32 protein-coding genes and 2 pseudogenes are annotated in these 24,408 nt (G+C 54.9%); 13 read left to right on the top strand and 21 right to left on the bottom strand.

From position 1 onward, the window contains the following. Positions 1–35 precede the first annotated feature (35 nt). From arsH to L6D81_RS27390, 5 genes are all read right to left on the bottom strand, one after another. Positions 36–725 (bottom strand): arsenical resistance protein ArsH, encoded by a 690-nt coding sequence (arsH, locus tag L6D81_RS27410; protein WP_236182715.1) that lies wholly within the window; start codon positions 723–725, stop codon positions 36–38. A gap of 11 nt (positions 726–736) precedes the next feature. Next, positions 737–1,207, bottom strand: a complete 471-nt coding sequence (locus L6D81_RS27405) for an arsenate reductase ArsC (RefSeq protein WP_236182714.1) — start codon at positions 1,205–1,207, stop codon at positions 737–739. Between the two features lie 9 nt (positions 1,208–1,216). Then, on the bottom strand, positions 1,217–1,564 hold the full coding sequence (locus L6D81_RS27400; protein ID WP_236182713.1) for a metalloregulator ArsR/SmtB family transcription factor: 348 nt from the start codon (positions 1,562–1,564) through the stop codon (positions 1,217–1,219). Positions 1,565–1,679: 115 nt separating this feature from the next. Continuing rightward, entirely contained in the window at positions 1,680–2,300 is a 621-nt protein-coding gene (locus L6D81_RS27395) for a LysE family translocator (protein WP_236182712.1), read from the bottom strand. A gap of 42 nt (positions 2,301–2,342) precedes the next feature. Continuing rightward, complete coding sequence (locus tag L6D81_RS27390) at positions 2,343–2,810, bottom strand: metallophosphoesterase family protein (protein ID WP_236182711.1); 468 nt, start codon at positions 2,808–2,810, stop codon at positions 2,343–2,345. A gap of 391 nt (positions 2,811–3,201) precedes the next feature. On the opposite strand from L6D81_RS27390, the gene L6D81_RS27385 reads away from it, so the two are divergent. Then, positions 3,202–3,453 carry a DUF2790 domain-containing protein gene (locus L6D81_RS27385; protein ID WP_236182710.1) on the top strand — a complete coding sequence of 84 codons (252 nt, stop codon included), beginning with the start codon at positions 3,202–3,204 and terminating at the stop codon, positions 3,451–3,453. Between the two features lie 76 nt (positions 3,454–3,529). On the opposite strand, the gene L6D81_RS27380 is transcribed toward L6D81_RS27385, so the two are convergent. Then, positions 3,530–4,456: a LysR family transcriptional regulator gene (locus L6D81_RS27380; RefSeq protein ID WP_236182709.1), complete on the bottom strand. Its 927-nt coding sequence runs from the start codon at positions 4,454–4,456 to the stop codon at positions 3,530–3,532. A 221-nt stretch (positions 4,457–4,677) separates the two neighbouring features. Here L6D81_RS27380 and L6D81_RS27375 point away from each other — a divergent pair, with 221 nt between their 5' ends. The 6 genes from L6D81_RS27375 to L6D81_RS27350 all read left to right on the top strand — a co-directional run bounded on the left by L6D81_RS27375 (position 4,678) and on the right by L6D81_RS27350 (position 10,686). Continuing rightward, positions 4,678–6,114, top strand: a complete 1,437-nt coding sequence (locus L6D81_RS27375) for an NAD-dependent succinate-semialdehyde dehydrogenase (RefSeq protein ID WP_236182708.1) — start codon at positions 4,678–4,680, stop codon at positions 6,112–6,114. An 11-nt stretch (positions 6,115–6,125) separates the two neighbouring features. After that, positions 6,126–6,458: a carboxymuconolactone decarboxylase family protein gene (locus L6D81_RS27370; RefSeq protein WP_034154073.1), complete on the top strand. Its 333-nt coding sequence runs from the start codon at positions 6,126–6,128 to the stop codon at positions 6,456–6,458. Then, positions 6,459–7,460: an NAD(P)H-quinone oxidoreductase gene (locus L6D81_RS27365; RefSeq protein WP_236182707.1), complete on the top strand. Its 1,002-nt coding sequence runs from the start codon at positions 6,459–6,461 to the stop codon at positions 7,458–7,460. 223 nt (positions 7,461–7,683) lie between these two features. Next, entirely contained in the window at positions 7,684–8,196 is a 513-nt protein-coding gene (locus L6D81_RS27360; protein WP_236182706.1) for a hypothetical protein, read from the top strand. After that, complete coding sequence (locus L6D81_RS27355; RefSeq protein WP_236182705.1) at positions 8,193–9,650, top strand: ATPase domain-containing protein; 1,458 nt, start codon at positions 8,193–8,195, stop codon at positions 9,648–9,650. Before L6D81_RS27360 ends, L6D81_RS27355 begins: the two co-directional genes overlap by 4 nt. Before the next feature lie 10 nt (positions 9,651–9,660). Further along, complete coding sequence (locus L6D81_RS27350; protein WP_236182704.1) at positions 9,661–10,686, top strand: sensor histidine kinase; 1,026 nt, start codon at positions 9,661–9,663, stop codon at positions 10,684–10,686. Positions 10,687–10,750: 64 nt separating this feature from the next. On the opposite strand, the pseudogene L6D81_RS27345 reads toward L6D81_RS27350, so the two are convergent. Then, positions 10,751–10,960: pseudogene (locus tag L6D81_RS27345) on the bottom strand (integrase core domain-containing protein); the annotation flags it as partial. A 177-nt stretch (positions 10,961–11,137) separates the two neighbouring features. Between L6D81_RS27345 and L6D81_RS27340 the strand changes: the two are divergent. Next, positions 11,138–11,761 (top strand): annotated as a pseudogene (locus tag L6D81_RS27340) (SDR family oxidoreductase); the annotation flags it as partial. 67 nt (positions 11,762–11,828) lie between these two features. On the opposite strand, the gene L6D81_RS27335 reads toward L6D81_RS27340, so the two are convergent. From L6D81_RS27335 to L6D81_RS27315, 5 genes are all read right to left on the bottom strand, one after another. Continuing rightward, positions 11,829–12,746: a bifunctional helix-turn-helix transcriptional regulator/GNAT family N-acetyltransferase gene (locus L6D81_RS27335; RefSeq protein WP_236182703.1), complete on the bottom strand. Its 918-nt coding sequence runs from the start codon at positions 12,744–12,746 to the stop codon at positions 11,829–11,831. Positions 12,747–12,803: 57 nt separating this feature from the next. Next, on the bottom strand, positions 12,804–13,496 hold the full coding sequence (locus L6D81_RS27330) for a phytanoyl-CoA dioxygenase family protein (protein ID WP_236182702.1): 693 nt from the start codon (positions 13,494–13,496) through the stop codon (positions 12,804–12,806). Positions 13,497–13,503: 7 nt separating this feature from the next. After that, a complete protein-coding gene (locus L6D81_RS27325) occupies positions 13,504–13,905 on the bottom strand; it encodes a hypothetical protein (RefSeq protein WP_236182701.1) in 402 nt (133 codons plus the stop codon). 169 nt (positions 13,906–14,074) lie between these two features. Continuing rightward, the gene (locus L6D81_RS27320; RefSeq protein WP_236182700.1) at positions 14,075–14,401 is read right to left on the bottom strand and encodes a low molecular weight protein tyrosine phosphatase family protein; all 327 of its coding nucleotides are present in this window, start codon (positions 14,399–14,401) and stop codon (positions 14,075–14,077) included. Continuing rightward, a complete protein-coding gene (locus L6D81_RS27315) occupies positions 14,398–14,592 on the bottom strand; it encodes a hypothetical protein (protein ID WP_236182699.1) in 195 nt (64 codons plus the stop codon). Before L6D81_RS27315 ends, L6D81_RS27320 begins: the two co-directional genes overlap by 4 nt. A 192-nt stretch (positions 14,593–14,784) precedes the next feature. Here L6D81_RS27315 and L6D81_RS27310 point away from each other — a divergent pair, with 192 nt between their 5' ends. After that, complete coding sequence (locus L6D81_RS27310; RefSeq protein WP_236182698.1) at positions 14,785–15,231, top strand: anti-virulence regulator CigR family protein; 447 nt, start codon at positions 14,785–14,787, stop codon at positions 15,229–15,231. 39 nt (positions 15,232–15,270) lie between these two features. Here the strand turns inward: L6D81_RS27310 and L6D81_RS27305 are convergent, their stop codons facing one another. Beyond that, positions 15,271–15,744, bottom strand: a complete 474-nt coding sequence (locus L6D81_RS27305; protein ID WP_236182697.1) for a DUF2059 domain-containing protein — start codon at positions 15,742–15,744, stop codon at positions 15,271–15,273. Positions 15,745–16,019: 275 nt separating this feature from the next. Then, entirely contained in the window at positions 16,020–16,241 is a 222-nt protein-coding gene (locus tag L6D81_RS27300) for a hypothetical protein (protein WP_236182696.1), read from the bottom strand. A gap of 198 nt (positions 16,242–16,439) precedes the next feature. On the opposite strand from L6D81_RS27300, the gene L6D81_RS27295 reads away from it, so the two are divergent. Further along, positions 16,440–16,637: a hypothetical protein gene (locus L6D81_RS27295; RefSeq protein ID WP_236182695.1), complete on the top strand. Its 198-nt coding sequence runs from the start codon at positions 16,440–16,442 to the stop codon at positions 16,635–16,637. Between the two features lie 73 nt (positions 16,638–16,710). Beyond that, positions 16,711–17,208 carry a hypothetical protein gene (locus L6D81_RS27290; RefSeq protein WP_007955240.1) on the top strand — a complete coding sequence of 166 codons (498 nt, stop codon included), beginning with the start codon at positions 16,711–16,713 and terminating at the stop codon, positions 17,206–17,208. Positions 17,209–17,323: 115 nt separating this feature from the next. On the opposite strand, the gene yfcF is transcribed toward L6D81_RS27290, so the two are convergent. The 3 genes from yfcF to L6D81_RS27275 all read right to left on the bottom strand — a co-directional run bounded on the left by yfcF (position 17,324) and on the right by L6D81_RS27275 (position 18,728). Continuing rightward, a complete protein-coding gene (yfcF, locus tag L6D81_RS27285) occupies positions 17,324–17,956 on the bottom strand; it encodes a glutathione transferase (RefSeq protein WP_236182694.1) in 633 nt (210 codons plus the stop codon). Positions 17,957–18,078: 122 nt separating this feature from the next. Then, positions 18,079–18,438, bottom strand: a complete 360-nt coding sequence (locus L6D81_RS27280; RefSeq protein WP_236182732.1) for a c-type cytochrome — start codon at positions 18,436–18,438, stop codon at positions 18,079–18,081. Positions 18,439–18,581: 143 nt separating this feature from the next. Continuing rightward, a complete protein-coding gene (locus L6D81_RS27275; protein WP_373874353.1) occupies positions 18,582–18,728 on the bottom strand; it encodes a hypothetical protein in 147 nt (48 codons plus the stop codon). Positions 18,729–19,059: 331 nt separating this feature from the next. On the opposite strand from L6D81_RS27275, the gene L6D81_RS27270 reads away from it, so the two are divergent. After that, positions 19,060–19,581, top strand: a complete 522-nt coding sequence (locus L6D81_RS27270) for an AidA/PixA family protein (RefSeq protein ID WP_236182693.1) — start codon at positions 19,060–19,062, stop codon at positions 19,579–19,581. 150 nt (positions 19,582–19,731) lie between these two features. Here the strand turns inward: L6D81_RS27270 and L6D81_RS27265 are convergent, their stop codons facing one another. Further along, positions 19,732–20,091, bottom strand: coding sequence for a DUF6124 family protein (locus tag L6D81_RS27265; RefSeq protein WP_236182692.1), 360 nt, complete (start codon positions 20,089–20,091; stop codon positions 19,732–19,734). A gap of 519 nt (positions 20,092–20,610) precedes the next feature. Between L6D81_RS27265 and L6D81_RS27260 the strand changes: the two genes are divergently transcribed. Beyond that, positions 20,611–21,315 (top strand): hypothetical protein, encoded by a 705-nt coding sequence (locus L6D81_RS27260; protein WP_236182691.1) that lies wholly within the window; start codon positions 20,611–20,613, stop codon positions 21,313–21,315. A gap of 195 nt (positions 21,316–21,510) precedes the next feature. Here L6D81_RS27260 and L6D81_RS27255 read toward each other — a convergent pair whose 3' ends face one another. From L6D81_RS27255 to L6D81_RS27245, 3 genes are all read right to left on the bottom strand, one after another. After that, positions 21,511–22,167 (bottom strand): hypothetical protein, encoded by a 657-nt coding sequence (locus tag L6D81_RS27255; protein WP_236182690.1) that lies wholly within the window; start codon positions 22,165–22,167, stop codon positions 21,511–21,513. 180 nt (positions 22,168–22,347) lie between these two features. Then, positions 22,348–23,235 (bottom strand): SIR2 family protein, encoded by an 888-nt coding sequence (locus tag L6D81_RS27250; RefSeq protein ID WP_236182689.1) that lies wholly within the window; start codon positions 23,233–23,235, stop codon positions 22,348–22,350. A gap of 50 nt (positions 23,236–23,285) precedes the next feature. Then, positions 23,286–24,233, bottom strand: a complete 948-nt coding sequence (locus tag L6D81_RS27245; protein ID WP_236182688.1) for a DUF2971 domain-containing protein — start codon at positions 24,231–24,233, stop codon at positions 23,286–23,288. Positions 24,234–24,408 lie beyond the last annotated feature (175 nt).

The raw sequence follows: 24,408 nt of genomic DNA, 5'->3' as shown, positions 1-24,408 counted from the left end.
AACGTTCGCACCGTTTTTTTTGTAGGGTTTGGTCATCAGATCGACCGCTGATTGACCCGCTGCATCAATTCTTCTGCCGATTCCTTGCGCTCGGAATAGCGATCCACCAGATCCGGGCGATCACGCAGCAATAGCGTGAACTTCACCAACTCCTCCATCACATCCACCACCCGGTCGTACAGCGCCGAGGGTTTCATGCGGTTGCCTTCGTCGAATTCCAGCCAGGCCTTGGGCACCGACGACTGATTGGGGATGGTGAACATGCGCATCCAGCGGCCCAGCACGCGCAGTTGATTGACCACGTTGAACGACTGCGAACCGCCGCAGACCTGCATCACCGCCAGCGTTTTACCCTGGGTCGGACGCACCGCGCCGAGGGCCAGCGGCACCCAGTCGATCTGCGCCTTGAACACCGCCGACATGGCGCCGTGGCGTTCCGGCGAGCACCAGACCTGGCCTTCCGACCATTGCATCAGCTCGAGCAGTTCCTGGACTTTCGGATGATCGCCCGGTGCATCGTCCGGCAGCGGCAGGCCCGAGGGGTTGAAGATCCGCGTTTCGGCACCGAAGTGCTCCAGCAGGCGGGCGGCTTCTTCCACCAGCAAGCGGCTGAAGGAGCGCGGGCGGGTCGAGCCGTACAGCAACAGGATGCGCGGCTTGTGCGCGCCTTCGTCACGGGTGGTTGTTTGAACCAGTGAAGGATCGAGGTTGGGCAGGTCGGTCATGTCGGCTCCGGTTACAGCGTGCTGATGCGGTCGAGCTCGTGCTTGAGGGCATCACGGTCAAGTTGGGCGAAGGGCAGGGCAAGGAAGGCCCGGCAGCGGGTTTCGATTTGGGCGAGGGTCGCGCGGAAAGCGGCATCGATGGTGCGTTCATCGCCGCGCACATCCGACGGATCTTCCAGCCCCCAATGGGCTTTCAGGGCCGGGCCGAAATACACCGGGCAGGCTTCCCCGGCGGCCTTGTCGCACACGGTGATGACGATGTCCGGCGGGTTGTCTTCGAAGGCCTCGTTGCCCTTGCTGCTCAACCCGGCGATGGAAATGCCGGCCGCCTGCAACGTGGTCAGGCTGCGCGGCAGCACCTGGCCCTTGGGGAAACTGCCGGCACTGACTGCTTCGAAACCGGGTGGCGCCAGGTGATTGAACATCGCCTCCGACAGAATGCTGCGGCAGCTGTTGGCGGTGCACATGAAAAGAACGCGCATGATGAATCCTCAGCAACAGGTAGATGTATTGAGCGGGCGATCACCCATGACCGCCAGCCGCGCGCTGTTCTCTTCCAGCCAGGCGGTGTTGGCGGCGAGTGTGGTTTCAAGCAGAGTGCGGATCCATGCCGGCAGGTCGGGGTTGAGCCGGTAATAAACCCACTGGCCCTGACGGCGATCCAGCAACAGACCGCAGGTGCGCAGCTGCGCGAGATGGCGGGAGATTTTCGGCTGACTGTCGTTCAGCGCGCAGACCAGTTCGCAGACACACAACTCACCCTCACGGGTGATCAGCAGCGTGGCCCGGGCGCGGGTTTCGTCGGCGAGGCATTTGAAAACGGAGGCGGGGGTGAGCATGGCGTGCCTTCAGTACATATGGTTGTCCGAATATACGGATGTCCATATGTATTGGGCAACCCTTGAATTTGATGAAATGGCAGGTCTCGACCGCAGGTTGTTTAGCACAGGCGCTTCAACGCTTGCTGAACGCCAACCGCGCAGCAAACAACACGAAAATCATCCCGGTGGTGCGATCCATCCAGCGAATCACCTTCTGGCGCCGAAGGAACCCGGACAACGGCTGCGTCGCGCCAATCAACACCAGCGACCAGATAAGCCCGAGCACCACATGAATGCTCACCAGCCCGAACGTCCACGGTACCAGCGGCTGACCTTGCGGAATGAACTGCGGCAGAAACGACACGTAGAAAATCCCGATCTTCGGATTCAGCACATTCCCCAGCATGCCCTTGAAAAACCAGTTCGCGCCCGGCTTGCCGTCGGCCTCGGCCGGTGCCAACGAGCGGCGAGGGCGCAGCAGCATGTTCAACCCCAGCCACGCCAGATATCCCGCGCCGCAATACTTCAACAGGTTGTAGGCCAGCTCCGACAGCGCAATCAACGCCCCCAACCCAAACGCCACCGCCGCGCCCCACAACAGACAACCGGCGTTGATCCCCAACGCTGCACGCAATGCCTGTTGCTTGCCTTCGACGGTGGCGGTGCGCAGGACCAGCGCGGTGTCGAGACCGGGCGTCAGGGTCAACAGCGTGGCGGCGAGGGTGAAGGCGAGAAGGTTGTCGGCGATGGACATGGCGCGTGGGTTCCCGGTACTGGATGGGGAACGGTAGCGGTTTCAGGCAGGGGGATCCAGCAGGGAGATGAGGCGCGGTTCGATGCGGTCGGGTTGTATCTCGAGGATCGCCAGCGTGACCGGCAACTTGAATCGCCGAGGGCCGGCGCTGCCGGGGTTCACGTAGAGGCGCTCACCGCGCCATTCGATGCGGGGTTTGTGGGAGTGGCCGGTGATGATGAGCTTGATGCCAGGATCGAGATCAGCGGGGATGTCGGCGATGTCGTGGACGAGGAGGGTTGGCCAGCCGTTGAGGGTGAAGGTCAGGAGGTCGGGGAGGTTTTCGGCCCACGGACTGTTGAGGTCGTTGTTGCCGCGCACGGCATGGACGGGGGCGATTTTCGCCAGTTGGGCCAGGATGTCCGGGTTGCCGATGTCGCCGGCGTGGATGATCTGGTCACAGCCCTGGAGCGCGGCGATGGCTTGGGGGCGGAGGAGGTTGTGGGTGTCGGAGATCAGGGCGGTTTTCATGGGGGGCTCTCCGTTGGTGGTTCGGGTGGGAGTGGCTGGTTTCGGCCGATTCTGTTGAAAAAGTCGGCCATGGGTTCCACGGTAGAAAAGTCCGCACTTGAGATTGAAATCTTTGCATTGAGCAGAGTACTCCGGGCTCAGATTTCGCGTAGCTGCGCGCAAAAAAGGCGTTTTCAGCGATCAGTATGCGGGCAGTCTGGAAGAACCGACTTTTTCAACAGAATCGGCCAAAAGCGGACGGTCACAGACGAATTGCCTTTACGTCAGACATCCCCACATTGTGTTCGGAATTTAGAAAAGTCTTTCCCTGATTCGCTCCTGTTTGCAGAAAACCCTCGAACCTAAAGTAGGTCCTGCCAGCAACATCAGACTTACTTTAGGAAATCTCATTATGAAAACGACAATGATCATCGTCGCACTTCTGGACTTCAGCTCTGTGGTAGCAGCGCAGGAAGGAACTGCAAGGATTCAGCCTGCCGAGCAATATAGCTACAGCACCCACCTCGATGTCGCCAAGGTCATCTCCGAAGACCCGGTGCCGGATGTTTGCGCAGTGGTGCCGACGCACATGACCTACCAGGATTCGCAAGGCAAACAGCACGTACTGGCCTATAACGTCATGGGCCGTTGCAGCCAGGGATAACCCAGCTGTTCGCCAATCATTGCGCCTCGAAGCGTTGTTTTATCGAGGCGCAAATACCTTTTTGCTCCGTGGCATTTCAATCGATCAGTTCTTTGGCCGTTGCGGCCAGTTGACTGCCAACCCGATCTTTCAACGTGTCGATAAAGCGGGTGATTTTTGCATCGACAAACTGCCGAGAGGTATAGACGGCATACACGTTGCGCTCATAGGTATGGTACTCAGGCAAAACCCGCACTAGCTTGCCGGAACGCAAATCGTCGACGGCTGTGAACCCGGCCAGCAAGCCAATCCCTGCTCCCTCTCGAATGGCATGTGCCATCGCATCCATATCGTTAACGCTGAAACTTGGCCCTGTCGGGACAAATGTCGCGTCCTCCGCCTTGCTCTTCAGCTGCCACTCATCCCGCACATAGTCGACGGTGCCCAACAGCAGACACTGATGATCACGCAGGTCTTCGGGCGTCTCCGGGGCCGCATGCCGCGCCAGATAGTCTGGCGACGCCACCAGCACACAATGGCTGACACCGATCTTTTGGCTGACATAGGCCGAATCGGGGAGCGCGCGGGCGATCAGGATCGAGACATCCAGTTGGTCTTCCAACAGGTTAGGCATGCGTTGTGACAGCAATAAATCCACCGTCACTTCCGGGAACTGCTTGCGGTACTCCAGCACAGCCCCGGTGACCAGATGCCGGGCCAACCCAGGAACGCAATGCACCCGCAGTGTTCCTCGAGGTTCCAGGGCGGCATTGCTGGCTTCGGCTTCGGCACTCTCCAGATCAGCGAGAATTTTCGTGCAGCGCTCATAGAACCGTCGCCCGGCATCGGTGACCGACAGGCGTCGGGTCGAGCGTTGCAACAGGCGCGCGTCGAGTACGTTTTCCAGCGCAGAGACAGCACGCGATACGTTACCGACCGTTGAGTCCAGATGATTGGCCACGGCCGTGAAACTGCCCATCTCGACAACCTTTATGTACACCGACATGTTCGAAAGCTTATCCATCGCGACCTTCCTGTAGATCTGACGCTCACCCGTGATAACGCGCATTTTTTCCGGATGCTACACGTTCGGCCCGCGGCTCGATATTACCTCTGGCGACAACAATGATTCCCTCTGGCCCGTCTAAATCAATGGGCCCTCCTTCCATAGACTTGGTTGCACAGGACGCCTGAACAGGCGCCGGGTTTTATCCGAATCTCCGACAACTAACTGAAGGGCACATTATGAAAACCTCCTACGACCCGCTTTATCTTTTCATCGGTGGTGAATGGATCAGTGCTGAAGGGCGCGATACTGCCGCGGTCGTTAACCCTGCTACCGGCCGGGAAATCGGACGCGTCCCACTCGCCACCGCAGGCGACCTTGATCACGCCTTGGAAGTAACTCGCCTGAGCTTCGAGCAATGGCGCCAGACCGTGCCTGACAAGCGCGCCAAGGTCCTCAAGCGTGCCGCCGACCTGATCCTCGAACGTGCACCGCAGATTGCCGCGCAGATGACCCTGGAGGAAGGCAAACCGCTGGGTGAAAGCCTGGATGAAGTGACCCGCGCGGCGGAGTATTTCGAATGGTTTGCCGAAAGCGCCCGGCGTATCGATGGCCGTGTGGTCCCGGCCAACCGTCCAGGCGTATTGCAACTGGTCAAACGCCAGGCCATCGGCCCAGTGGCCGCATTCACACCGTGGAATTTCCCGGCCATCACCCCGGCACGCAAGCTCTCGGCAGCGCTGGCCGCGGGTTGCAGCGTCATTCTCAAACCCGGTGAAGAAAGCCCTTCCACAGCGCTGGCCCTGGCGCGTGCACTCGACGATGCTGGATTGCCCAAAGGTGTACTGCAAGTGGTCTTCGGCGTACCGGATCAAGTGTCCAGCCATCTGATCGCCTCGCCGATCATTCGCAAAGTCACCTTCACCGGGTCAGTGCCGATCGGGCGCCTGCTGTCTGCACGAGCTGCCGAAGGCGTGAAGCCCATCACCCTTGAACTGGGTGGGCACGGACCGGTGCTGGTCTTCGAAGATGCCGACATTGAAAAAGCTGCTATCGAAGGCGTCGCCAACCGCTTTCGCGGTACCGGGCAGGTGTGCATTTCATCCACTCGGTTTCTGATCCAGCGTGGTGCCTATCAAGCTTTTGTCGATCACTTTGTCGCTGCCACCCAAGCGCTGAAAATAGGTGACGGCCTGCATCCGGACACTCAGGTCGGCCCCCTGGCCAACCCAAGGCAATTGGCAAAGATGGAAGAACTGGTCGCCGATGCTGTCGAAAAAGGTGCACGGGTATTGGTCGGTGGCGAAGCCTTGTCAGGCGAAGGCTACTTCTTCCAACCCACGGTTCTGGCAGATGTGCCGATGAATGCCCGCGTCATGCACGAAGAACCCTTTGGCCCCATCGCCGTACTGATGCCGTTCGATGAACTGGCCGATGGCCTGCAAGAAGCCAACCGCCTGCCCTACGGACTCTCGGCTTACGCCTTCACCTCCAGCGCGCGCACGGCCATTGATGTCGCCGACGGATTGGAGGCCGGGATGATCGGCATCAACCAATACCGCATCGTCGCAACCGAGCTCCCGTTCGGCGGCATGAAAGAAAGCGGTCACGGCTCCGAAGGCGGCATTGAAGGCATCGAACACTATCTCACCCACAAATTCATCAGCCAGGTTTAAGGAACTCGTCCATGTCCAAGCTCAACTTCAGCAGTCCCCGGGAAGCTGCGCGCGCGTTCACGCCGAAGCTGTCGCAATTCGTCGACTCGACGCTTTATCCGCAGATCTGGAGTGACCCCGCGCTGTCCCCGCGCGACCGTAGCCTGATCACCGTGGCGGCATTGATTGCCGCTGGGCACTCGGAAGAGTTGCCTGCCCACTTACGCCGTGCGGCTGGCAACGGTGTGACCCAAGACGAACTGGCGGCAGCGATCACGCACCTGGCTTTCTATGTAGGCTTCCCTGGCGCCATCACCGCATCGGCTATCGCCAATGCCACGTTCAGCGAAACGGAGAACAACTGAATGAAAGCCATCAACATCAGAGAATTTGGTGCGCCAGACGTTCTGGAACTCGTCGAGTTTGCCAATCCTGAAGTGCGTCCTGACGACCTGCTGGTGCGTGTCTATGCCGCCGGGGTGAACCGCGCGGATCTGACTCACCGGACCGGCGGGTACGGCCATCCGAATTTCGGTGACTCGCTGATCATCGGCCTGGAAATCGCCGGCGAAGTGATCGGCAAAGGTAACGCGGTGACAGGGTTCGAGGTCGGAGATCGAGTCATGGGCGTGGTCGGCGGCGGTGCCTACGCCGAGCTGGCACGCATCGATTACCGCATGGCCATGCACATCCCCGCGCAGCTTGACTATGTACACGCGGCAGCCATTCCCGAGGTCTTCGTCACGGCCCATGAAGCAATGATGCATCTGGCTCGGCTCAAGGCTGGCGATTCGGTTTTGATTCACGCGGCCGCCGGCGGCGTCGGATCTGCTGCGGTGCAGCTGGCTTACGCCACCGGCGCCACGGTGTATGCGACAACCGAAGGCAGCAAGTTGGCGCGTGTAGAGCATTTGGGCGCTGACGTGGCGATCGATTACAAGACGCAGGACTTCGCTGAAGTGATCGCCGACAAAACCCAGGGGCGCGGCGTCGATGTCATCATCGACTTTATCGGCGAGCCCTACTTTGCCCGCAATATTGCGTCCCTTGCACGGGGCGGTCGCTTGGTTCAGGTGGGGATTCTCGCCGGTGGCGGGAACGTCACGGTGGCGCTGGAAGACATTCTTTACCTCCACTTGCAAATCATCGGTACGGTCATGAAGTCGCGCACGCAGCCGGAGAAGCACGACATGATCAAGCGTTTCCGCGAGCACTGGCTTGATCGATTCGAGGGTGCCGCAAGCCTTGAGCCGGTCGTCGATAGCACGTTTGCGCTATCGCGGGCTGCCGATGCGCATCGCCGGATGGAGTCTTCGGAGAACGTGGGCAAAATCATTTTGACGATGCGACCTGAAGACTTGCTTTAAGTATGGCCACATGAGGGATAGAGCTGAAAAATGGTGCCCTAAGTGGGCACCTTCAACGGGGGTGGGGAACACCTCTGAGCAGTGCGCTCTCAGTAGGCTGATCACGACAACTCGACTAATCGTGACAGGTCATTGGCCGAAAGTGGTCGTTCACAGGAGGCAGCTTTTGACCCCAGGCGGCCGCTTAAACTTAAACCTCATCGCGTAATGGACGGCAATTGGTATGCCGTGTCTGGATAAGCGCTCCGAAGGCAAAAATAGGGTGTACCATCAAAGCCTGTCCATCGGAAACCATTTAGCCATGTCCGCGCTAAGCGAAGAGAGCCGCCAGATTGTAGCTTCTCTGGCGCACCGGATTGGCGCCAACGCTGACATCGCAGCGATCGCGCAAGCGATTGTTTCAACCTTGCAGGGTATGGACGCCGCCCTCACGCCCATCATTGGTCACCAAGGCGGGGCTGCGCTCTATCGGCGCAGTCTCCTCCTGTGCACCTCCCGGAATCCGCGCCTGGCCGGTATCTATGATCAGGCACAGGTTGCGTTCGATCTGACTGCTCTCAAGCAGGCGCTACTTGAACAAAGCGAAGACGATGCGTTGTTCTTCGGTGAAGTGATGTTGACCACCTTCTATGAATTACTCACCACGCTGATCGGGCCCTCGCTCACCGCAAGGCTGCTTCGCGACGTGTGGGAGCCTCCTTTGAGCGACACCCCCTCGCAGGAAAAATCGCCATGAGCACCAAAGTGACTATCAACCGCCTGGCCACCGGCGTGCCAGGATTGGACGAGGTGCTGGGCGGTGGTTTGCCGGAGTTTTCGTTCAACCTCATTGCAGGCCCGCCCGGTTGCGGTAAGACCACCCTGGCCCATCAAATGATGTTTGCCCTGGCAACACCTGAGCGCCCCGCATTGTTCTTCACAGTACTGGGCGAGCCACCGCTCAAAATGCTGCGCTACCAGCAGCAATTCGACTTTTTCGACACTGAAGCGTTTAACCGCTCGATCCGCTACATCAACCTGGCTGACGACACGCTGGCCGGAGATCTGGACGAAGTGTTGCGCCGGATAGTCGATGAAGTAGAGGGTCATTCACCGGCGCTGGTGTTTGTCGACTCGTTCCGTTCGGTGGTGCTGGCCAGCCAGACCCAAAACAACCCCAACAACAACCTGCCACAGTTCATTCAGCAACTGGGCATGCTGATGACCACCTGGCACGCGACGACTTTCCTGATTGGCGAGTACTTCACCGAAACTGAGACCAACCCGATTTTCACCGTGGCCGATGGCCTGATCTGGCTGCGTCAGAGTGTTCAGCGCAACTCTATGGTGCGCAAGATGGAAATCATGAAGATGCGTGGCCAGCCTACCTTGCCGGGGTTGCACACCTTCCGTATCGCCTCCTCGGGCATCAAGGTCTTCGCACCGGCCGCATTCAACTCTGTTGAAGCGCCACTGGAGTTTCCGCTCCAGCGTCTGAAAATGGGCGTGCCGCAGCTCGACGAAATGCTGGGGGGCGGTCTGCCTCGAGGTTACTCATTGCTGGTGGCCGGGCCGTCGGGATCGGGCAAAAGCATTCTGGCAGCCACCTTCCTTGCCGAAGGCGCGCGCAATAGCGAAACCGGCGTGATCGCGGTGTTCGAACAACGGCCTAATCATTCGCAGAACGCGACCTTGGCAACGCTAATTCAGAGCGGCCAGGTCGGGCTGGTCGACAGCCGTGCCCCTGATTTGTCCATCGATGAAATCGTACACTTGTTGTTGGGCGAAATTACCCGATTGAACGCGACCCGCGTGGTCATCGACTCATTGTCGGGGTTCGAACTGGCACTGGCCCCAACCTTCCGCGAAGATTTCCGTGAATCCCTGTCGCGAATGGTCACGGCATTGACGAGCGTCGGCGTCAGCGTGCTTATGACCTCGGAGTTGGAAGATCGCTATACCGACCTGCGTTTCAGTCCTTACGGCACGGCATTTCTCACCGACGCCATCATCGTCCAGCGCTATATTGAAGTGGAGAGCCGTTTATTGCGCATCATGGCTGTCGTCAAAGTGCGTGCGAGTGCTCACTCCGATGAACTGCGTTTGTACCAGATTGACGATAACGGATTACAGATTGGCGAAATGCTGTCGGATCAGGAAGGCCTGCTCGGCGGACGACCTACCAGGCGTGTGGGCAAAGACGACGGGTGAACAAACCATCATGAATGAGGCCAATGGCAAGACCAAGCAGGCGCTAGTCACCGCCGCTAGAGAACTATTCCTGCTTGGCCAGAAAACTGTCGAGGCCCGCGCGGTGCTTGCGGCGCTTCATAGAGAACTAAACGACGCCAACACACAGATCGCCGATAACCTGCAGCTCGAACAACTGATCGAGGCCAATCAGCAATTGGTCCTGGCGATCCTTCTGGCCCAGTCCGATGCAGAAAAGCCAGAGCGCAAACAGCAAGAGCAGCGGCTGTACCTGGAAATGCGCGAAGCCAACGAGCAATTGGTGATCGCAGCGCTCAGCGCACAACACCTGCAGGCGGCTGCCGAACTCGCGCTGGAACAGCAACGCAAAGTCCTGACAATTGTAGCCCACGAGCTGCGCAACCCATTGACGCCCATCAGCATGATAGCCGGTCGTCTGGTACGCGTGCCAAGTGAGGAACTGCCGCGCATGCAGGAGCTGATCGAAGGTCAGGTGAAGCATATGTCCCGTTTGGTGGAGGATTTGCTCGACATCGCCCGTGCCAGCACTGGCAAGTTTCACCTCGATTGCAGCAATGTCGATATGACTCAGATCATCCATGACGCTATAGACATCTGCACACCCGTCATGATCGCTCACCAGTTGCAATTTAGCGCGGTACTGCCTGAACGCGCATTGATGGTGAAGGGTGACCCTATGCGCTTGACTCAAATTCTTGGCAACTTGCTGGGCAATGCTGCCAAGTACACCCCTGCAGGCGGTACCGTCAGCCTTTCGGTGACCGCCGAGGACGGAGTGATGAAGATAAACATCCGCGATACCGGCATTGGGATTACCGCCAAAGCGTTGCCGTTCATCTTTGAGCCATTTGTGCAAGACGTCCATGCGGTGGGTTTTAACGGGGCGGGCCTGGGCATTGGTCTGACAGTGGTGCGAGAGTTGGTGGAAGCTCACGGTGGCACAGTTACCGGCCGCAGTGCTGGAGATGGCAACGGGAGCGAGTTTGTGGTGACTTTAACGTTGCTCAACTATTAACTTCTTAACACCATCTGGGGGGGCAGTGGACTGGCCCCTACAAATCCGGACACCAACTCCCCCGTTAAATTGATGCTGCCGCCAAGCGCCTGAACTCTCTCGGTGAGCGATAGTTCAAGGCGCTGTGCGGATGCTGCTCGTTGTAGTGTTCGAAGGCAATCGCCAGGTTACGCAGTGCCGTTTCGCGATCCGGCTTAGGCATGTGCGCCACGTAATCACGTTTGATCGTCTTCACAAAACTCTCGGCCATGCCGTTGCTCTGCGGACTGCACACGGTGAAGCCATGAGTCTAGAACGAAGCGGGCTACCAACCCCGATCACTGTTTTTCAGTGACCCGGAAACGATAAAAACCGCGTCCCAGACGCACAAATGCCCTGGACTGGCTCCATCCCCAAGCCGCCGGTCAGGCTCTCACGCAGGATGCCGAACCCGGCTGGCATCTCTGGAGGGCGGGCACTCGAGCGTTCGGACAGACTGGTCAGCGAGATTCAGGCCGAAGGTGGTTCTGCCAGTGCCTGCGCACTGGACGTTACGGATCTGCAATCGATGCACGCCTTCGTGGCATTCGCCAAGACGCAGCATGGCAAGGTCGATGTGATCATCAACAATGCGGGCGTGATGCCGTTGTCGCCGCTGGCCTCGTTGAAGGTCAACGAATGGAGCCAGATGCTCGATGTCAACGTTCGCGGTGTACTGCACGGAATTGCCGCCGTCCTGCCGGACATGCAGGCGCAGGGTTTCGGTCAGGTCATCAATATCACGTCGATAGGTGGCCTCGCGGTTTCTCCCACCGCCGCGGTGTACTGTGCGACCAAACTCGCCGTCCGGGCTATCTCGGATGGTCTGCGTCAGGAAACGGACAAGATCCGGGTCACCGTGGTGTGCCCCGGAGTTGTTGAGTCCGAATTGGCCGATACGATTTCCGATGAGGTGGCCCGCGAGGAAATGAAAGCCTTCCGCCGTGTGGCGCTCAATGCAGACGCCATTGCGCGAGCGCTCGCCTATGCCATTGAACAGCCCGACGATGTCGATGTGAGTGAGATCGTGGTGCGTCCGACCGCCAGTCCGCACTGATCAGTCCTTGGAGCAATCTCCTGTGGTTTGTGGCCCGTCCTGCCTGACCACAAAGTGGGCGTAGACCTCACAGCTCAATCGCCCACGTCTGACTGACCAAATCCTTGCCGAAGCTGTGAATCGGCTCTTCCTCGACCAGCTCGAACCCCGCCCGCTGGTACAACCGGCGGGCATCCACCAGATTGCTGGTGGTCCACAGGATCATCTTTTTGTAGCCGACATCCCGGGCAAAACGCAGGCATTCCTCGACCAATCGATTGCCGATTCCCAAGCCCCGCGCACTGGCATCCACGTAGAGCATGCGCAGTTTCGCGGTGGTTTCGTCGTGGCGGATGACGAACACCGAACCCACCACCTTGCCGTCCTTTTCCGCGATCCAGCAGCGCTCGCCCGTGGGGTCGAATTCGCGCAGGTATTTGGCGACAACCTCGGCCGCCAGCGCTTCGAACTCTGAATTCCAGCCGTACTCACGGCTGTAAATCGCGGTCTGTTGATGCACCACCAGGCCCATGTCACCGGGTTGCGGATCGCGCAGCAGATAGGTCGTCGACTGACTGCCCTCGAGCAGCGTCTGGATCTGCTTCATCGAGGCGATCAGTTGCAGTTGCTGCGGTTCGGCCAGGCGTTCGAGCAGGGTGATGACTTCTTGCCGCGAGGCTTGTTCCAGCGGGGCGAGGATTTCGCGGCCGAGGTCGGTGATGTGCAACTGACTGGCGCGGGCGTCGGTGGCGCAGGGGACTTTCTCGATCAGGCCCTTTTTGTCGAAACCGCTGATGAGCCGGCTCATGTAGCCCGCGTCGAGGCCGAGCATCTGGCGCAGGTCGGTGCTGGTCAGGTCACCGCCCGAGGCGAGTTCGTAGAGGATGCGCAACTCGGTCAGCGAGTAGTCGCTTTGCAGTAAGTGTTCCTGCAACACGCCGATCTGATGGGTGTAGAAACGGTTGAATTGCCGGACGATGTCGGCGCGGTCGGTGATCGTGGACATGGCGTGTTGCTCATATGTTTGCTTTAGGCAACTATATAGTTGCCTGAGGCAATCAAGTCAAATGAATGATTTCACGATCCCGAATGCAAAATCGGCCGGATCGAACCGCTCAGTCGTGTCCATTCGTATGTTTCTGAGGCTCACCGTTTCCAGATGCGTCGAGTAGAGCAATTCAGAAAAATAGGTAATCAGCAGGGTTCGGCGGCGTGCGCCGCTGGCGTTCAGGCTACCGGCGTGGATCAGATCGGCATCGAAGATCAGGACGTCGCCCGCGTTGCCCGTCAGTTGCACAGATCGGGACTCGTCAGTGAAATCGAATGGGGGCTCGCCCGGTGCAGGGCGATGGCTGCCGGGGACGATGCGGGTTGCACCGTTTTCCGGGCCGTAATCATCGAGGTACACCAGCGCGTTGACGGTGTCGCCGGGGCGTTGCGCCGACAGGTCGCGGTGCAACTGCTGGTGGCCGCCACCGGCAAGCGGTTCGCGGCCCTCGACCTGAGAGAGGAAGAAGCGTTCGCCGATCAACTCGCCCACCGCCGCCAGCAAGGGTGGCAGTCGGCACACGGCTTGAACGGTCGGGTCAGTGTCCAGTTGCGAATGACGCCAGTCGATGCCGCGGGGCACGGGCCATTCGTTTGAGGATTTGATGCCGGTATCGAAAGCGATGCGAAGGGCGGTCAGCCACGTGTGCGGAACCGCTCCAAAGAGCATTTCGTAGCCTTTGCTATGGAGTCGTTCGCGGCTCGTCATGGCTTCATCAGTCTCCCTTTTTACAATCAGGGCGAGTATTGCCGATCGTGATCAAGCCGACGCGAACCTCGGTATCGCTGCCGTAACCCCAAGACAATCGGTTCCCGTAACTTACCAGATCGTAGATTTCGCTTTCGCCAAGTAGCTGATCATCGCGATTGTCGTACAAACGGAAAAACGCGGGAGATTCCCAGCGAACGAACCATTGAGTTTCGAAGGGGGCGTCTGGAGGCGCCTGCGGGTGAAGGAAGTTGGGTAATAACCAGAAAGGTCTGAAAGTTTGCACCCTAAAGCAGCCATCGGGGCTGATATGAGCTGCATAGGCAGGCTTCGCCAACGCCATCTCCCACCACTCGGAAACACCCCACAGCCCAACACAACACACTAGCCCGACCAGGAGGGTTTTCATCCGTCGAGAAAAGACCGAAGCCCGACTATTTGAGCGCGTAGACATAGGCATCCATTGTCGTCCCGTCATCCAGCTTCACCTGCCACGTGCCGCTCTGGAACCAGTTTGTTCCGTTCAAACATGGGGTGGAATTCCTTTTCATTCGATGCATTGCCAAATGCGCAGAGGGTCAAGTAGCGAGGTAGGGTTTCACCGATTCTTCAAGAAGGTCTACCAACTCGGGATCCATATAGTGGTAGTCATCCGGAATATCCAGCGAGTGAATCCGCTTGTGCTCGAGCAGCCGGGCGTACTCGGCCCGCAGGCGATTGAGGTGTTTGGTTTCCATCACAAAAATGAAATCGGCCCAGCGAATATCCGCTGGGCCGACGGTTTTGCGTGCATTGGGGCTGGTGCCCGCGGAGCGGACATTGAAGCCGGGGCGGCGACGCCAGACTTCTTCGGCCGTCGGGCTGCGCCATTGGTTGCGACTGCAAATGAACAGAAGGTTCGTCACGCTTCATCCAACAATTGGCGGGTTGAGCGAACGGGATAGCTCATGCCGAGTTGGCGAGCCCTGACCAGTTTGGTGGATCGGATGTACATCAGCTTCCAGTTTTTTTCCGGCTTGAACGCCTGCGGGCGAACCGCTTTGTCGCTGCCGTGTTTACGGGCCTGGGTGCGTCTCCAGGCGCGGGTTCTTTTCATGGTCTGTCCTCGTGAGTACCGGGTTCAGCAGCCGCGGTAATACGAGTTGGGCGTATGGTAAGCGCGAATCGGGGGGCACCGAAAGCTGCGCGCATCGAAATTCTTCACAAACCGCGATGACCGGATCGTCTCTCTATACCTGTAAGAAACTGACTAGAATCCACACACACCCATTCATTCAAGGAACGACCCATGTCCGGTTTACGCACGTTGATTGCGACCACGACCTGTATTGCGCTGCTGAGCAGTCCGGTGACCGCGCTGGCCGACCCTGGCAACGGAAAGGGGCAGGGCAAAGGCAATCCGCATAACAGCCAGGATCATGGCAATCAGGGGAAAAAAGGCGGGGGCGGTTATCAGGGGCATGGCCCGAGTATCGATCGCGGCGGGGTAATCGGGATCGTGGAAGACTATCGTGGCTACTGGACCCCGGGCCCGGCGTTGCCGCCCGGCATCCAGAAGAACCTGGCCCGAGGCAAACCGCTGCCCCCCGGGATTGCGAAGAAGCTCGATGGTCGACTGTTGGGCAGACTGCCGCACTACGACGGCTACGAATGGCAGCAGGTCGGTACCGATCTGATCCTGGTCGCGCTGGCTACCGGGCTGATTTATGAAGTGCTAAATGGCGCCTTCGATTGAAAAATAAATCTGTCCCTTTGACACAGGAGGAACTGTGCCCTAGTTCACATAGGGCTCATTCAGCTTGTCCAGCGCCTCGATGACGGCGGTCGTTCGGGTTTTCATCGCGTCCTCCGTGACTTGATCAATAACGGCTTGAGCTTCCACCACTCTGTCGAACAGGGCGCGGCCTTCCTTGGTGCTGGACAGAATGCTTTCGGTTTCCTCCAGACTCTTGTTGTTGGCACGGATCATCACTTCGAGTTCTTCGTCGTTGAACCGATCGGCGTAGACATCGACGATCAGACTTCGGATACCGTCCATATCGAGTTTTTCTATCACGGTCTCGCGAATCGTATCGTCGGGCAGTGCCCAGTAGTGTGAAGAGAACACTTTCATCAAGTCGTCCATGCGCGACTCGAAACCATCGTCGCGAGTGGATTCGACCAGTTCACGCGCCTTGTCCTTGCTACCACCACAGGCTGCCAGTGCAACGGCCAAAAGCAACACAAACGTTATTTTCCGCATAAACATGAGGGCATCAGTCCTTGATTGATCGGGTGGTGTGGGTTGTCTGGATTTGGTTCAGGCGGCTGCGGTCCATGACCAAAAGTGTCGAGGTGTAGGGCTGGCGATTCTATTCGTTCTGCAGAAAATTCTCATTGAGGACATCCGGATGACACCCAAAAAAACACGTGGAACAGGGGGTTGCTGTCGTCGTGGGTGACCCGTTTCAATTCTAGACCAACGTGAAAAAGCCCGGCGGATAAGGCCGGGCTTTTGTCGAGAACTGCGGTAAAACCCTGCATTCAGACGTTACGACGTTCGATCAGACGGTCAGAACCACCTTCGGCCACCGCATCGCTGAACAGCGGATCGGTTTCGGTTGCGGCTACAGCATCGCTGAAGAGCGGATCAGTTTGAGTCGCAGAGGCAACAGCATCGCTGAACAGTGGGTCAGTCTCGGTCGCCGCAAAAGCATTCAGGGCGAAGAGCGAGAAGGCGATACCGAGGAAGGTTTGGCGTTTCATGGTTCTGTACTCCGTGTGCAGTGGGTTGGAATGGAGCAGATCCTACGCTTTGGATTCGATATGAGAACTTCATTGAATTAATGGTTGTTATTGATGCAGCCAATGATTGAGCTCAGGAATGGGGACGGATCTATTTTTTCACCACCGGATAAATAGATCTGTCCCCATTTTTAGAGTGCAGAGAGGCACGGCCAAAGAATGGATTACATCCTCGATATCTTGCTCAACCGGTTGGCTCATCGAATCGGGGTCTACGTACTTGGCTTGCTGAGTGTCGGTCGATTCAAGGGGGAACGTGGTTTTGCCTGGGGCTGGGCGGTCGCCGTCGGTGGGCTGGTGCTGATTGCACTGTTCGTGGCATTCATTGCTTTGCTCATCCTGTCTCGCAGCGGGTAAAGCCGCTGGTCATGAGTCAGGATTCGTCTATCGTCTAAAAAATCATCACAGGGTCAAGATCAGGGAGCTGATCATGAATCGTCAGGAAGACCTGAACATCATCTGGAAGCGGATATTCTGGATTTTCATCGCCCTGTTGGTGCTGGCGATTATCGTCACCTACAGTCTGCCCGACTACAAAGTGCCCTTTATCGTTTGTATCGCCGGGAATATCGGGGGCTACGTTGGGTTTCACAGGCGACTGTCGATACTCACTGATCCGGAAATCGAAAACCTCTCCAGATCATGGTTCGCTTTGATCCTGCCTTCATTCATAGGCGGGATCTTGGCAGGGCTTCTGTATCTTTTGTTCCTTTCCGGCGTTATCAAGGGCGACCTGTTTCCGGTGATCGTTCCAGACGACGATCCGCAGTGTTTGAGGCAAATCTTCAACGATATCTTTTGCCAACACGCGGAGGGGTATGCGGCCTATGCCAAGTTGCTGTTCTGGTCATTTGTGGCGGGCTTCAATCAAGACTATGTCGTTGACCTGATCGAGAACATAAAAGGCTCCGACAAAAAGACGGGCTGAAGCAGAAGGGGGCTGTTGTCCGGCTTCATTTAAATGGGGGCAGCTTTATTTTCAGATTTGCTGCCGGGGGCTCCCGGCAGCTAGTGAACACTGAAGACTCAAAAAATGGGGATCGTTACATTCGAGGTCGTTGCAGCTTGATCCACTCTTGTACTGTCGGGCGCTGCCATTGGTGTTGAGCGTAATCCTCCAGTTGAGCCGGCACAGTATCCCCGTTGAGTATCAACCGGTTCAGCATCAAGGCGAGATCAACGTCGGCGATCGACCATTCACCCAAAAGGTTGTCCGGATTGTCGGTCAGCAGCCATTGAGCGACCTCAACCAACTTTTGCCTGGCAGCCTCGGCCGACGCTGACAACGGTCCGTGTTTCTGACCATAGAACACGACAAGGGTAGAGCGCTCCTGTCGGATCGGAAGCAGATCACTGCGTAGCCACGCTTGAACTTGTCTCGCCACGGCGCGTTTTTGTGGGTGTTGCGGGTAAATTGCTGTCTGGGGGAACACATCTTCCAGGTATTCCGTGATCGCCGATGACTCCGACAACGCAAAGTCGCCATGCACGAGGTTGGGAACTCTTTGAGTCAGGGAAAGACGAGCGTAATCGCTGGCCTGGTTCTCCAGTTTGTCCAGGTCCAGGGGGCTCATTTCGAACTCGATACCCTTTTCTCGAAGGGCCACAAAGCACGACATTGCGTAGGGACTGGTGAATTGAGCATCGACGTAAAGGCGCAGGCTTGAGTCATTCATAGCGTCATCTCCATATGCGGTATGGCCACGCTAAAAGATTGAGGGTCGTAAATAAAATTCACGTTTTTTATGGAGGCATTCCTGTCAGGAATGCCGTGTCAGGAATGGGGCCTGCCTCAATGTCATTTGTTCGTATGCGAAATCACACCGCTCATATATTGATGCAAGTCGCGAAAGTCGTTAACGCTCCAGGCGTGCGGCGCAATCTTCACGCCATTCTCTCGCAAGGTCTTTGGAATCAAGTCGCCGTTGGGGCGAAGTATCACCGAGGACACGATAACGCCGGGGTAATCACCCAGTCGCTTCTTGAAGGCAGCAGTTGTCAGGTCAGGTGTTGGCGGGTTGCTTTTCCTGGCCAACGGCCCGGTCCCCTTTATATCGGCTCCGTGGCACACGGCGCATCGCTGGGAGTAGAGGGCTTTTCCATTGGCGGTATCGGCGAAGGATGGCGCCATTTGGGTGAGGGCAAAGAGGCCTGACATGGCGATGAGGAATGTTTGGAATCTCAGGCGTCCCGGTATGGACACGCCCGCACAAAAAGCCCCTGTCCTGTAAAACCGCATTTTTCCTCCTTGAAAGCACGTCTATTCCGAGGCCGGCACGATATCCCATTGCGGCTTGTCAATCAGCGGTGCAGCGTCATCCAAGGCGCCCCTTCGGCAAAAGCGCACTCGATCCAGTCCTTGAACGCCGTAGTCGTCGCCGTGTTGAACCGCGCCGAAGGCCGCACCAGGTACACCCCTGTGTCGGCATCCAGTTGCCACCAGTACATCAAAAATGACCCGCAGCAGGATCGCTTGCCGCTCCACAAAAGGCCGGGTGTAGCCGATTCGTCGTTAATGCCAACACCAGCTGTGCGCCTTCGCCAACAGTTACCGCCAGAGAACAGCTCAAAATCCATCAGAGATTGACTCGCACAGAAGCAAATCAAGACCTTGGTCGTGCCGCGCAGTGCTCCCGTTTTTCCGCGTCAAGGAATCGCGGTTTGACACTATTAGGCCATCTCCTATCGTTCTCCGCAGACCGCATCCATGGACCGGATGAGCCGGACAGCCTTCGCGGGCGCGGTCGCTTATGCGATTCCAAAAACAAGGAGCCTCAAAATGTCCAGTGCTACCCAAACCATTGACGTGCTAGTCAATGTCGATGCCGATTACCTGCTTGCCCATCCCAACGACGTAGGCGGCGCGGTCTCCATGCTGGTGACGCGCGACGCCGTCGACCCCAATGCCAGTGGCAACACCGGCGAAGGCGGCGACGAGTTGTGGATCGACGTCAAACCCGGCGACAACATTCGCTGGCGCGCCACCACGCTGTCGCGCAACTTCGACCGCATCGCCCTGATCAAAAACGTCCAGAGCGGCGACCCCCACCAGGGCGGCGATTACAAAGGCACCATGTCGACACCGCTCACCTACAACATTCCCGGTGTAGTGCCTTACCTGAACAAGGCTGCCAACGGCGGTATCTCCAAAACCGATGTGATCTATTCCATGTGGCAAGCCACGGCCGAGAATCCGGGCAAACTCTGGTACCAGATCACCTTCGTCCTGCTCGACCGCGACCTGAACCAACTCGGCCCACAACACACCTGGGACCCGTACATCACCGTCAATAACCAGTAACTGAAACGCAAACAGCCCGGCCCGGCATCCGTCGTCATTGACGAGGGTGCCGGGCCGGGCTGTTTACATTCCACATCTTCTGAGCCAGATATTTCCAGCGGCAAAAACGGACTCAACAACGCCCGCTGGAGACAAGCTTTCGACGACTGCTTACGCGACTTCGACGTGATCCAGCGCCTGATTCACCGCCAGCTCGGCAATCATCACGATTTGCGTAATACCGATCGCCGTCTTGCGATGCGACGGATCGAGCGTTGCTGCGAAATTACTCAGCATCTCACTGGCTGCACCGAGGTTTTCGCTGGCGTTGGCCAGCAGGCATTCGGTGTTGTATTTCGGATTGGCCAGGTACATCCGCTCGGGCTCGTTCAAGGACGACATGATCCCGGCGGCGGGGCAGAGGTAGTGATCCAGCGCACGCTCGGCGGCGTCGTGGAGTTTTTTGGAGTTGGGGGATTCGTAGGGGGAAGTGGGGTCGGTTTCGGGTGGGTTGGGTGTTGGTTTGATCATGGTGAAACTCCTACATCGTCAAATGGGAGCCGACACTCTCGCTACCAAACGATGGGTGGCGGCCATGCTCAGGTTGGTAGACCGGGACGTAGGAACCGGCGCGCCCGAGGACGCCCTGTGCATGACCACCATGACGCGGAGTCTTTCAGACACTGCACATCATGATGCTTATGCAACCTACGATAATCCGGGGCTACCAAACCCCATCACTGTTTTCAGTGACCGGGAAACGATAAGACCCGCGTCGTAGACGCACAAGCCGGCGGATTCTGGCGTAGTCGTAGGCAATGACGCAAGGCGTTGTAGCCTGGGGGAGCGATAGATGGATAAAGTTAAACATAAGTGTTTAAGCCAATCCCCTAATCGCTTCGTGTCGTGAGTGGACACGGTAGTGGCGAAGCGATAGCCTGCCATTAGAGGGGGTCGAAAAAGTCGGCTTGCATACGTCGAATCTGATTACGACATAGCATGTCATCTGATTTTTGATCGTGTTACGTCAAAACACTGCATGGATGAAAAATGATCGACCTTGGATCTACAGATTTTTATATTGATGTACCAAGTCTGCCACGGCATAAATTTGAGGTGTATTCGACAAAGCTTTTCGATGAATGGGAGGCTTATGTCGAACAAGTTTTAAAAATTCCAGATTATTCGTTGTCGCTTGAAGTTGAAGAAGGCTCAATTAAAGGTGGCGCTAAAGTTGCGGCAGCGCTTTACGCTCTCTATTTAGGGGTGGGGCAATACGGATCGTTCATGTCTGGGGTCCAAACAATTCAAGGCCAATTAAGTTCGGCAGGTGATTTTCTTGTTGCTCACGCAGTTGCACCTTTCTCTGCTAAAAATGTAAAACCAAAGGTTAAGAAAAGTACTGGTTCTTTAGGTGGGTTGCAGCGCCTGTTTTTAAAGGTGCAAAATGGGAAGCTTACTGCCGAACAGGCAATGCTTGAAGCCGAGGCAATGTTCGGCGAAGAGAGCGATTCTGAGCCGGGGTTTATGAGTGAGATGAAAAGGTCGTTGGAAAATATGCCTTTGCTAGCGCAACAGTTGGATTTGCCCCTCAGTGCCTTTGAGCAAGATGTACTTATTAAGACTAGCCGTAAGATGAGTATACCGCGTCCGTCTAGACCTAAACCAGAACCACCATTGGGCCAACAATTTCGTGTAGAAGTATGGCGTGACTCAAAAAAAGAAAAAAGAAAGGTGCGTGTAATACAATTGTAACTGTTGAATGTCGAGCGATGTGAAAAAGAGGGCTGAGAAACGTTGGCAGATTTGTTGTTATAAAATAAATCTATTCCCTTCGAGTCGTTGTTCAAAAAAAACTATCCCATTTTTACACTCCTTCGCGGTTCAAGAAAAGCGGGTAGAATTAGTTGCCTAAGAATTATTTCGTCCTCCTTTTAAATATTTTTAATATCAAATGTTGAATATGTCTGCGAGGCTCGTGGCGCCTTCTTTGTTTTTTTCTGGTAAGGATTTTAGCCACAATTGCAAGCAGCTATGAATGTCATTTCCCTGATTGGGCTTCCAAGAGTTCCAGTATGTCATTGAGTTCCAAAGAGATGGATGTTTTTCAAAAAGCGGGAGTAATGTAATCGCTATGAGGCTGTTGCTGTCGCGAATGTATTGATTGCGCTCTAATAAAGGGAGGTTGTCTTTGAACCAGGTTGGAAAGTTTGAGCCTTTCGGGAGTTGATGGCTTGGGTCAGTAATTATCGATTTGACATACTCCGCAATGCTGTCTGAGAAGCTCTTTAAGCTTGGTAGAGGAGGGTTGGTCTTCCAGGAGATAGACATTTTCTTGAGTGTAAATATTGAGGCTAGTTCACATATTGTCTCTTCGAACCATTTTATACGCTGATCGTATCTAGAGAGGGAGTAGTTTGTGCGAATATGACAGTACTCATGAGAAAACTGATAGATGTATTTGCACCAATAGCGATCCGTTACATTGAGGTTGATCTTGTAGGCGCCGCAAGGTGATTTCTCATATAAGGTTATAGGGCTATTGTCTGAAAAATCTTGATAGATGAAGATATTGCAGGGGAAGCTTCTGCCAAATTCAGCGGTCATGGTTTTAAGAGTGTGGTTTAATATTTTTAAAACCTCAATTGAGTTGGCACTTCCCCAGCTTTGCGTTTTAATTATTAGGCTAATTTTTAAATACTCCGCGTTACGAGCATTGATTGACTTGTGTGGTATTAGTGTTTAAGTGAGTCTGTCTATATCGGTTGTGCTGCTATCGAACGCTGCTCATGCTGCTTCCGTTGTGTTCTTCGGTACAAACATTTTTGATATTGCTCTTCTGTACATGTCCTCGTAATTGTTAATATTTTTTGTCGTGACGATATTAATATTGAACGCTTCAAGTAACTCCTTTTTTTGATCCTCGATGCAATCCACGTAGAAGGTAATATTGTTTGTTACGAGGTTTTCAGTCGAGAATCGAGCTCGCTTGTTTAAAATCCACCAAAGATCTGTCTCGCTATAATCCAGTGAGAGGCCAATTATATGTACGTCAGAAGAGAAAAATAGGTCAACCCAAGATGTATGGCAGAAGCTATTGTTTTTTAATTTTTTCTTCATGGAATCAATGGGAACTAACTTTCCATCAATAAAGTGCTTATAAGTACCTTTGACATACGAGTCTATTTTGCTCACTGAGCCACAGTAATGATCTAAGCCAAGCATAATCGATTTCGGGTTTTCAATTTCACCATGGATGTTCCATAAGTATTTAATCCCGTTAATTGTTTCATATTTTCGCTTTCTTCTTAGGCTGTATATTTCTTCAGAGCTCATTTTTTCAGGAGTTGTTTCAAATGATTTTTCAATTGCGTAGTCGTAGTTTGTTGTAAGGTAGTTTTCAAAGTCCATATTGCTCAATAATTTGAATACGTCATTTGCTTCTTGTTCTGCGAGTGTGCTAGCAATATTGTTCTTGATTGTTAGTTCGTCAAATATTTCGCTTCTGTTTGCTTTGTGTTCACTCATGAATATTCTTTCATATATCATTGTGTTAGGTAACTTGTCGCTTTCGAACTTGTTTTCACCCATGAGTTTGTGAAGCAAGTTTTTCCAGCTTACTGAGTTGGTAGAAAGTAGATTTATGCCATTGCCATAAAGAATTGTATTTTTCATTGTAAGCCTTGTTGGATGTCGTAGCTGAGCAGGAAAGTAAATGTTGTTTTCTATTTTCTTCCAATGGATTGGAATGTTTCTATATACTGCTCAAGGATTCCAGCGTGCTGAAGCATTCGAAATGAATTTCTGAAGGCTGCATTTTTTTCATGGCTCTCATCGATGCTGCACCATGAACATAGCTTTGAATCTGCGTTTGTCTTCGGTTCTTTACAAGAATCGCATCGCTCACTGTGCAGAACTATTTCTTCGTTGTTAAAGATGTACGTTCTATTTTCGCTGTCTAGAAAAAAAGGAGTCGTTGAGCTTCTTCCAATTCGCTTTTCGTAGTAGTTGCACCCAATGGTGTTGGATATTTTTTTTATTTTATCCTTCAATTCTTGAGTTGCTTTTGCTCCGACCACTAAAGATGTAATTATGTTTGCAGGGAAATATAGTAGGATTAAATTTTCGTTTATTTTTTTAATATTTTTTTCGTCAATAACTAGGCGTCGCTCTTGCTCATAGCTCCAGCATGTTTGCTTAGTAAAATAAGCGGTACTTCCGATCGATTGCTGAAGCCACCCGATATGCCTAGGTTTTGACAACACATAGGCGCGTTCAAGCATCCCCTGCATGCCTTCATGAGGAGTGTCTCGATAGTCAATATCTCCAAAGCTCGGGTCTGATTTTTTTGATTTAAGCCATTCATCAAGTGCGGCTTCATTTATTTCGGCAACAAAGCCTTGGGAGTTAGACGCATAGTGAGCCCACATTGGAGTTATTAACGGAGATTTTGAGAAGCAGGTAACTGGTTGTTGAGTTACCATAGAAATCATTTCGTTGTAGTATGCGAGAATTTCTGGGCCTTGATTATAATCAATGGTTAAGAAAAACTCGAACGGGTCATTGTAGTCTTTCAGGTAGGAAAGTTTTAGGCTGCAACTCCCATTCTCTAGTAGGAGTGTTTCGGCAATGCCGGGGCCCATGTATTTATATAAATTTTTATTTTCTTCCATGATTAAATCTACCTCGGCTAAACAATGTGATGCATTCTGGTCTTGGTGTCAGAATGCCATCTCTAGGCGCAGGAAGGGAAGAGGGGCTTAAGAGATTGAGTCCATTTCCCAAATGATCGGAGGAACTGCCGGCTCTTACTCAGCTAAGCCTTAATCCATCTTTGCCGCCCCCACC

The sequence above is a fragment of the Pseudomonas sputi genome, assembly GCF_021603585.1.
Taxonomy (GTDB): domain Bacteria; phylum Pseudomonadota; class Gammaproteobacteria; order Pseudomonadales; family Pseudomonadaceae; genus Aquipseudomonas; species Aquipseudomonas sputi.
Note: the sequence above shows the minus strand (reverse complement) of the source record. Positions and strands in the feature narration are given on the sequence as shown.

Bases quoted from the DNA above. Each gene is read 5' to 3' on its own strand.
- arsH (WP_236182715.1), bottom strand. From the start codon at position 725: ATGACCGACCTGCCCAACCTCGATCCTTCACTGGTTCAAACAACCACC.
- L6D81_RS27405 (WP_236182714.1), bottom strand. From the start codon at position 1,207: ATGCGCGTTCTTTTCATGTGCACCGCCAACAGCTGCCGCAGCATTCTG.
- L6D81_RS27400 (WP_236182713.1), bottom strand. From the start codon at position 1,564: ATGCTCACCCCCGCCTCCGTTTTCAAATGCCTCGCCGACGAAACCCGC.
- L6D81_RS27395 (WP_236182712.1), bottom strand. From the start codon at position 2,300: ATGTCCATCGCCGACAACCTTCTCGCCTTCACCCTCGCCGCCACGCTG.
- L6D81_RS27390 (WP_236182711.1), bottom strand. From the start codon at position 2,810: ATGAAAACCGCCCTGATCTCCGACACCCACAACCTCCTCCGCCCCCAA.
- L6D81_RS27385 (WP_236182710.1), top strand. From the start codon at position 3,202: ATGAAAACGACAATGATCATCGTCGCACTTCTGGACTTCAGCTCTGTG.
- L6D81_RS27380 (WP_236182709.1), bottom strand. From the start codon at position 4,456: ATGGATAAGCTTTCGAACATGTCGGTGTACATAAAGGTTGTCGAGATG.
- L6D81_RS27375 (WP_236182708.1), top strand. From the start codon at position 4,678: ATGAAAACCTCCTACGACCCGCTTTATCTTTTCATCGGTGGTGAATGG.
- L6D81_RS27370 (WP_034154073.1), top strand. From the start codon at position 6,126: ATGTCCAAGCTCAACTTCAGCAGTCCCCGGGAAGCTGCGCGCGCGTTC.
- L6D81_RS27365 (WP_236182707.1), top strand. From the start codon at position 6,459: ATGAAAGCCATCAACATCAGAGAATTTGGTGCGCCAGACGTTCTGGAA.
- L6D81_RS27360 (WP_236182706.1), top strand. From the start codon at position 7,684: ATGCCGTGTCTGGATAAGCGCTCCGAAGGCAAAAATAGGGTGTACCAT.
- L6D81_RS27355 (WP_236182705.1), top strand. From the start codon at position 8,193: ATGAGCACCAAAGTGACTATCAACCGCCTGGCCACCGGCGTGCCAGGA.
- L6D81_RS27350 (WP_236182704.1), top strand. From the start codon at position 9,661: ATGAATGAGGCCAATGGCAAGACCAAGCAGGCGCTAGTCACCGCCGCT.
- L6D81_RS27335 (WP_236182703.1), bottom strand. From the start codon at position 12,746: ATGTCCACGATCACCGACCGCGCCGACATCGTCCGGCAATTCAACCGT.
- L6D81_RS27330 (WP_236182702.1), bottom strand. From the start codon at position 13,496: ATGACGAGCCGCGAACGACTCCATAGCAAAGGCTACGAAATGCTCTTT.
- L6D81_RS27325 (WP_236182701.1), bottom strand. From the start codon at position 13,905: ATGAAAACCCTCCTGGTCGGGCTAGTGTGTTGTGTTGGGCTGTGGGGT.
- L6D81_RS27315 (WP_236182699.1), bottom strand. From the start codon at position 14,592: ATGAAAAGAACCCGCGCCTGGAGACGCACCCAGGCCCGTAAACACGGC.
- L6D81_RS27310 (WP_236182698.1), top strand. From the start codon at position 14,785: ATGTCCGGTTTACGCACGTTGATTGCGACCACGACCTGTATTGCGCTG.
- L6D81_RS27305 (WP_236182697.1), bottom strand. From the start codon at position 15,744: ATGTTTATGCGGAAAATAACGTTTGTGTTGCTTTTGGCCGTTGCACTG.
- L6D81_RS27300 (WP_236182696.1), bottom strand. From the start codon at position 16,241: ATGAAACGCCAAACCTTCCTCGGTATCGCCTTCTCGCTCTTCGCCCTG.
- L6D81_RS27295 (WP_236182695.1), top strand. From the start codon at position 16,440: ATGGATTACATCCTCGATATCTTGCTCAACCGGTTGGCTCATCGAATC.
- L6D81_RS27290 (WP_007955240.1), top strand. From the start codon at position 16,711: ATGAATCGTCAGGAAGACCTGAACATCATCTGGAAGCGGATATTCTGG.
- yfcF (WP_236182694.1), bottom strand. From the start codon at position 17,956: ATGAATGACTCAAGCCTGCGCCTTTACGTCGATGCTCAATTCACCAGT.
- L6D81_RS27280 (WP_236182732.1), bottom strand. From the start codon at position 18,438: ATGTCAGGCCTCTTTGCCCTCACCCAAATGGCGCCATCCTTCGCCGAT.
- L6D81_RS27275 (WP_373874353.1), bottom strand. From the start codon at position 18,728: ATGTACTGGTGGCAACTGGATGCCGACACAGGGGTGTACCTGGTGCGG.
- L6D81_RS27270 (WP_236182693.1), top strand. From the start codon at position 19,060: ATGTCCAGTGCTACCCAAACCATTGACGTGCTAGTCAATGTCGATGCC.
- L6D81_RS27265 (WP_236182692.1), bottom strand. From the start codon at position 20,091: ATGATCAAACCAACACCCAACCCACCCGAAACCGACCCCACTTCCCCC.
- L6D81_RS27260 (WP_236182691.1), top strand. From the start codon at position 20,611: ATGATCGACCTTGGATCTACAGATTTTTATATTGATGTACCAAGTCTG.
- L6D81_RS27255 (WP_236182690.1), bottom strand. From the start codon at position 22,167: ATGACCGCTGAATTTGGCAGAAGCTTCCCCTGCAATATCTTCATCTAT.
- L6D81_RS27250 (WP_236182689.1), bottom strand. From the start codon at position 23,235: ATGAAAAATACAATTCTTTATGGCAATGGCATAAATCTACTTTCTACC.
- L6D81_RS27245 (WP_236182688.1), bottom strand. From the start codon at position 24,233: ATGGAAGAAAATAAAAATTTATATAAATACATGGGCCCCGGCATTGCC.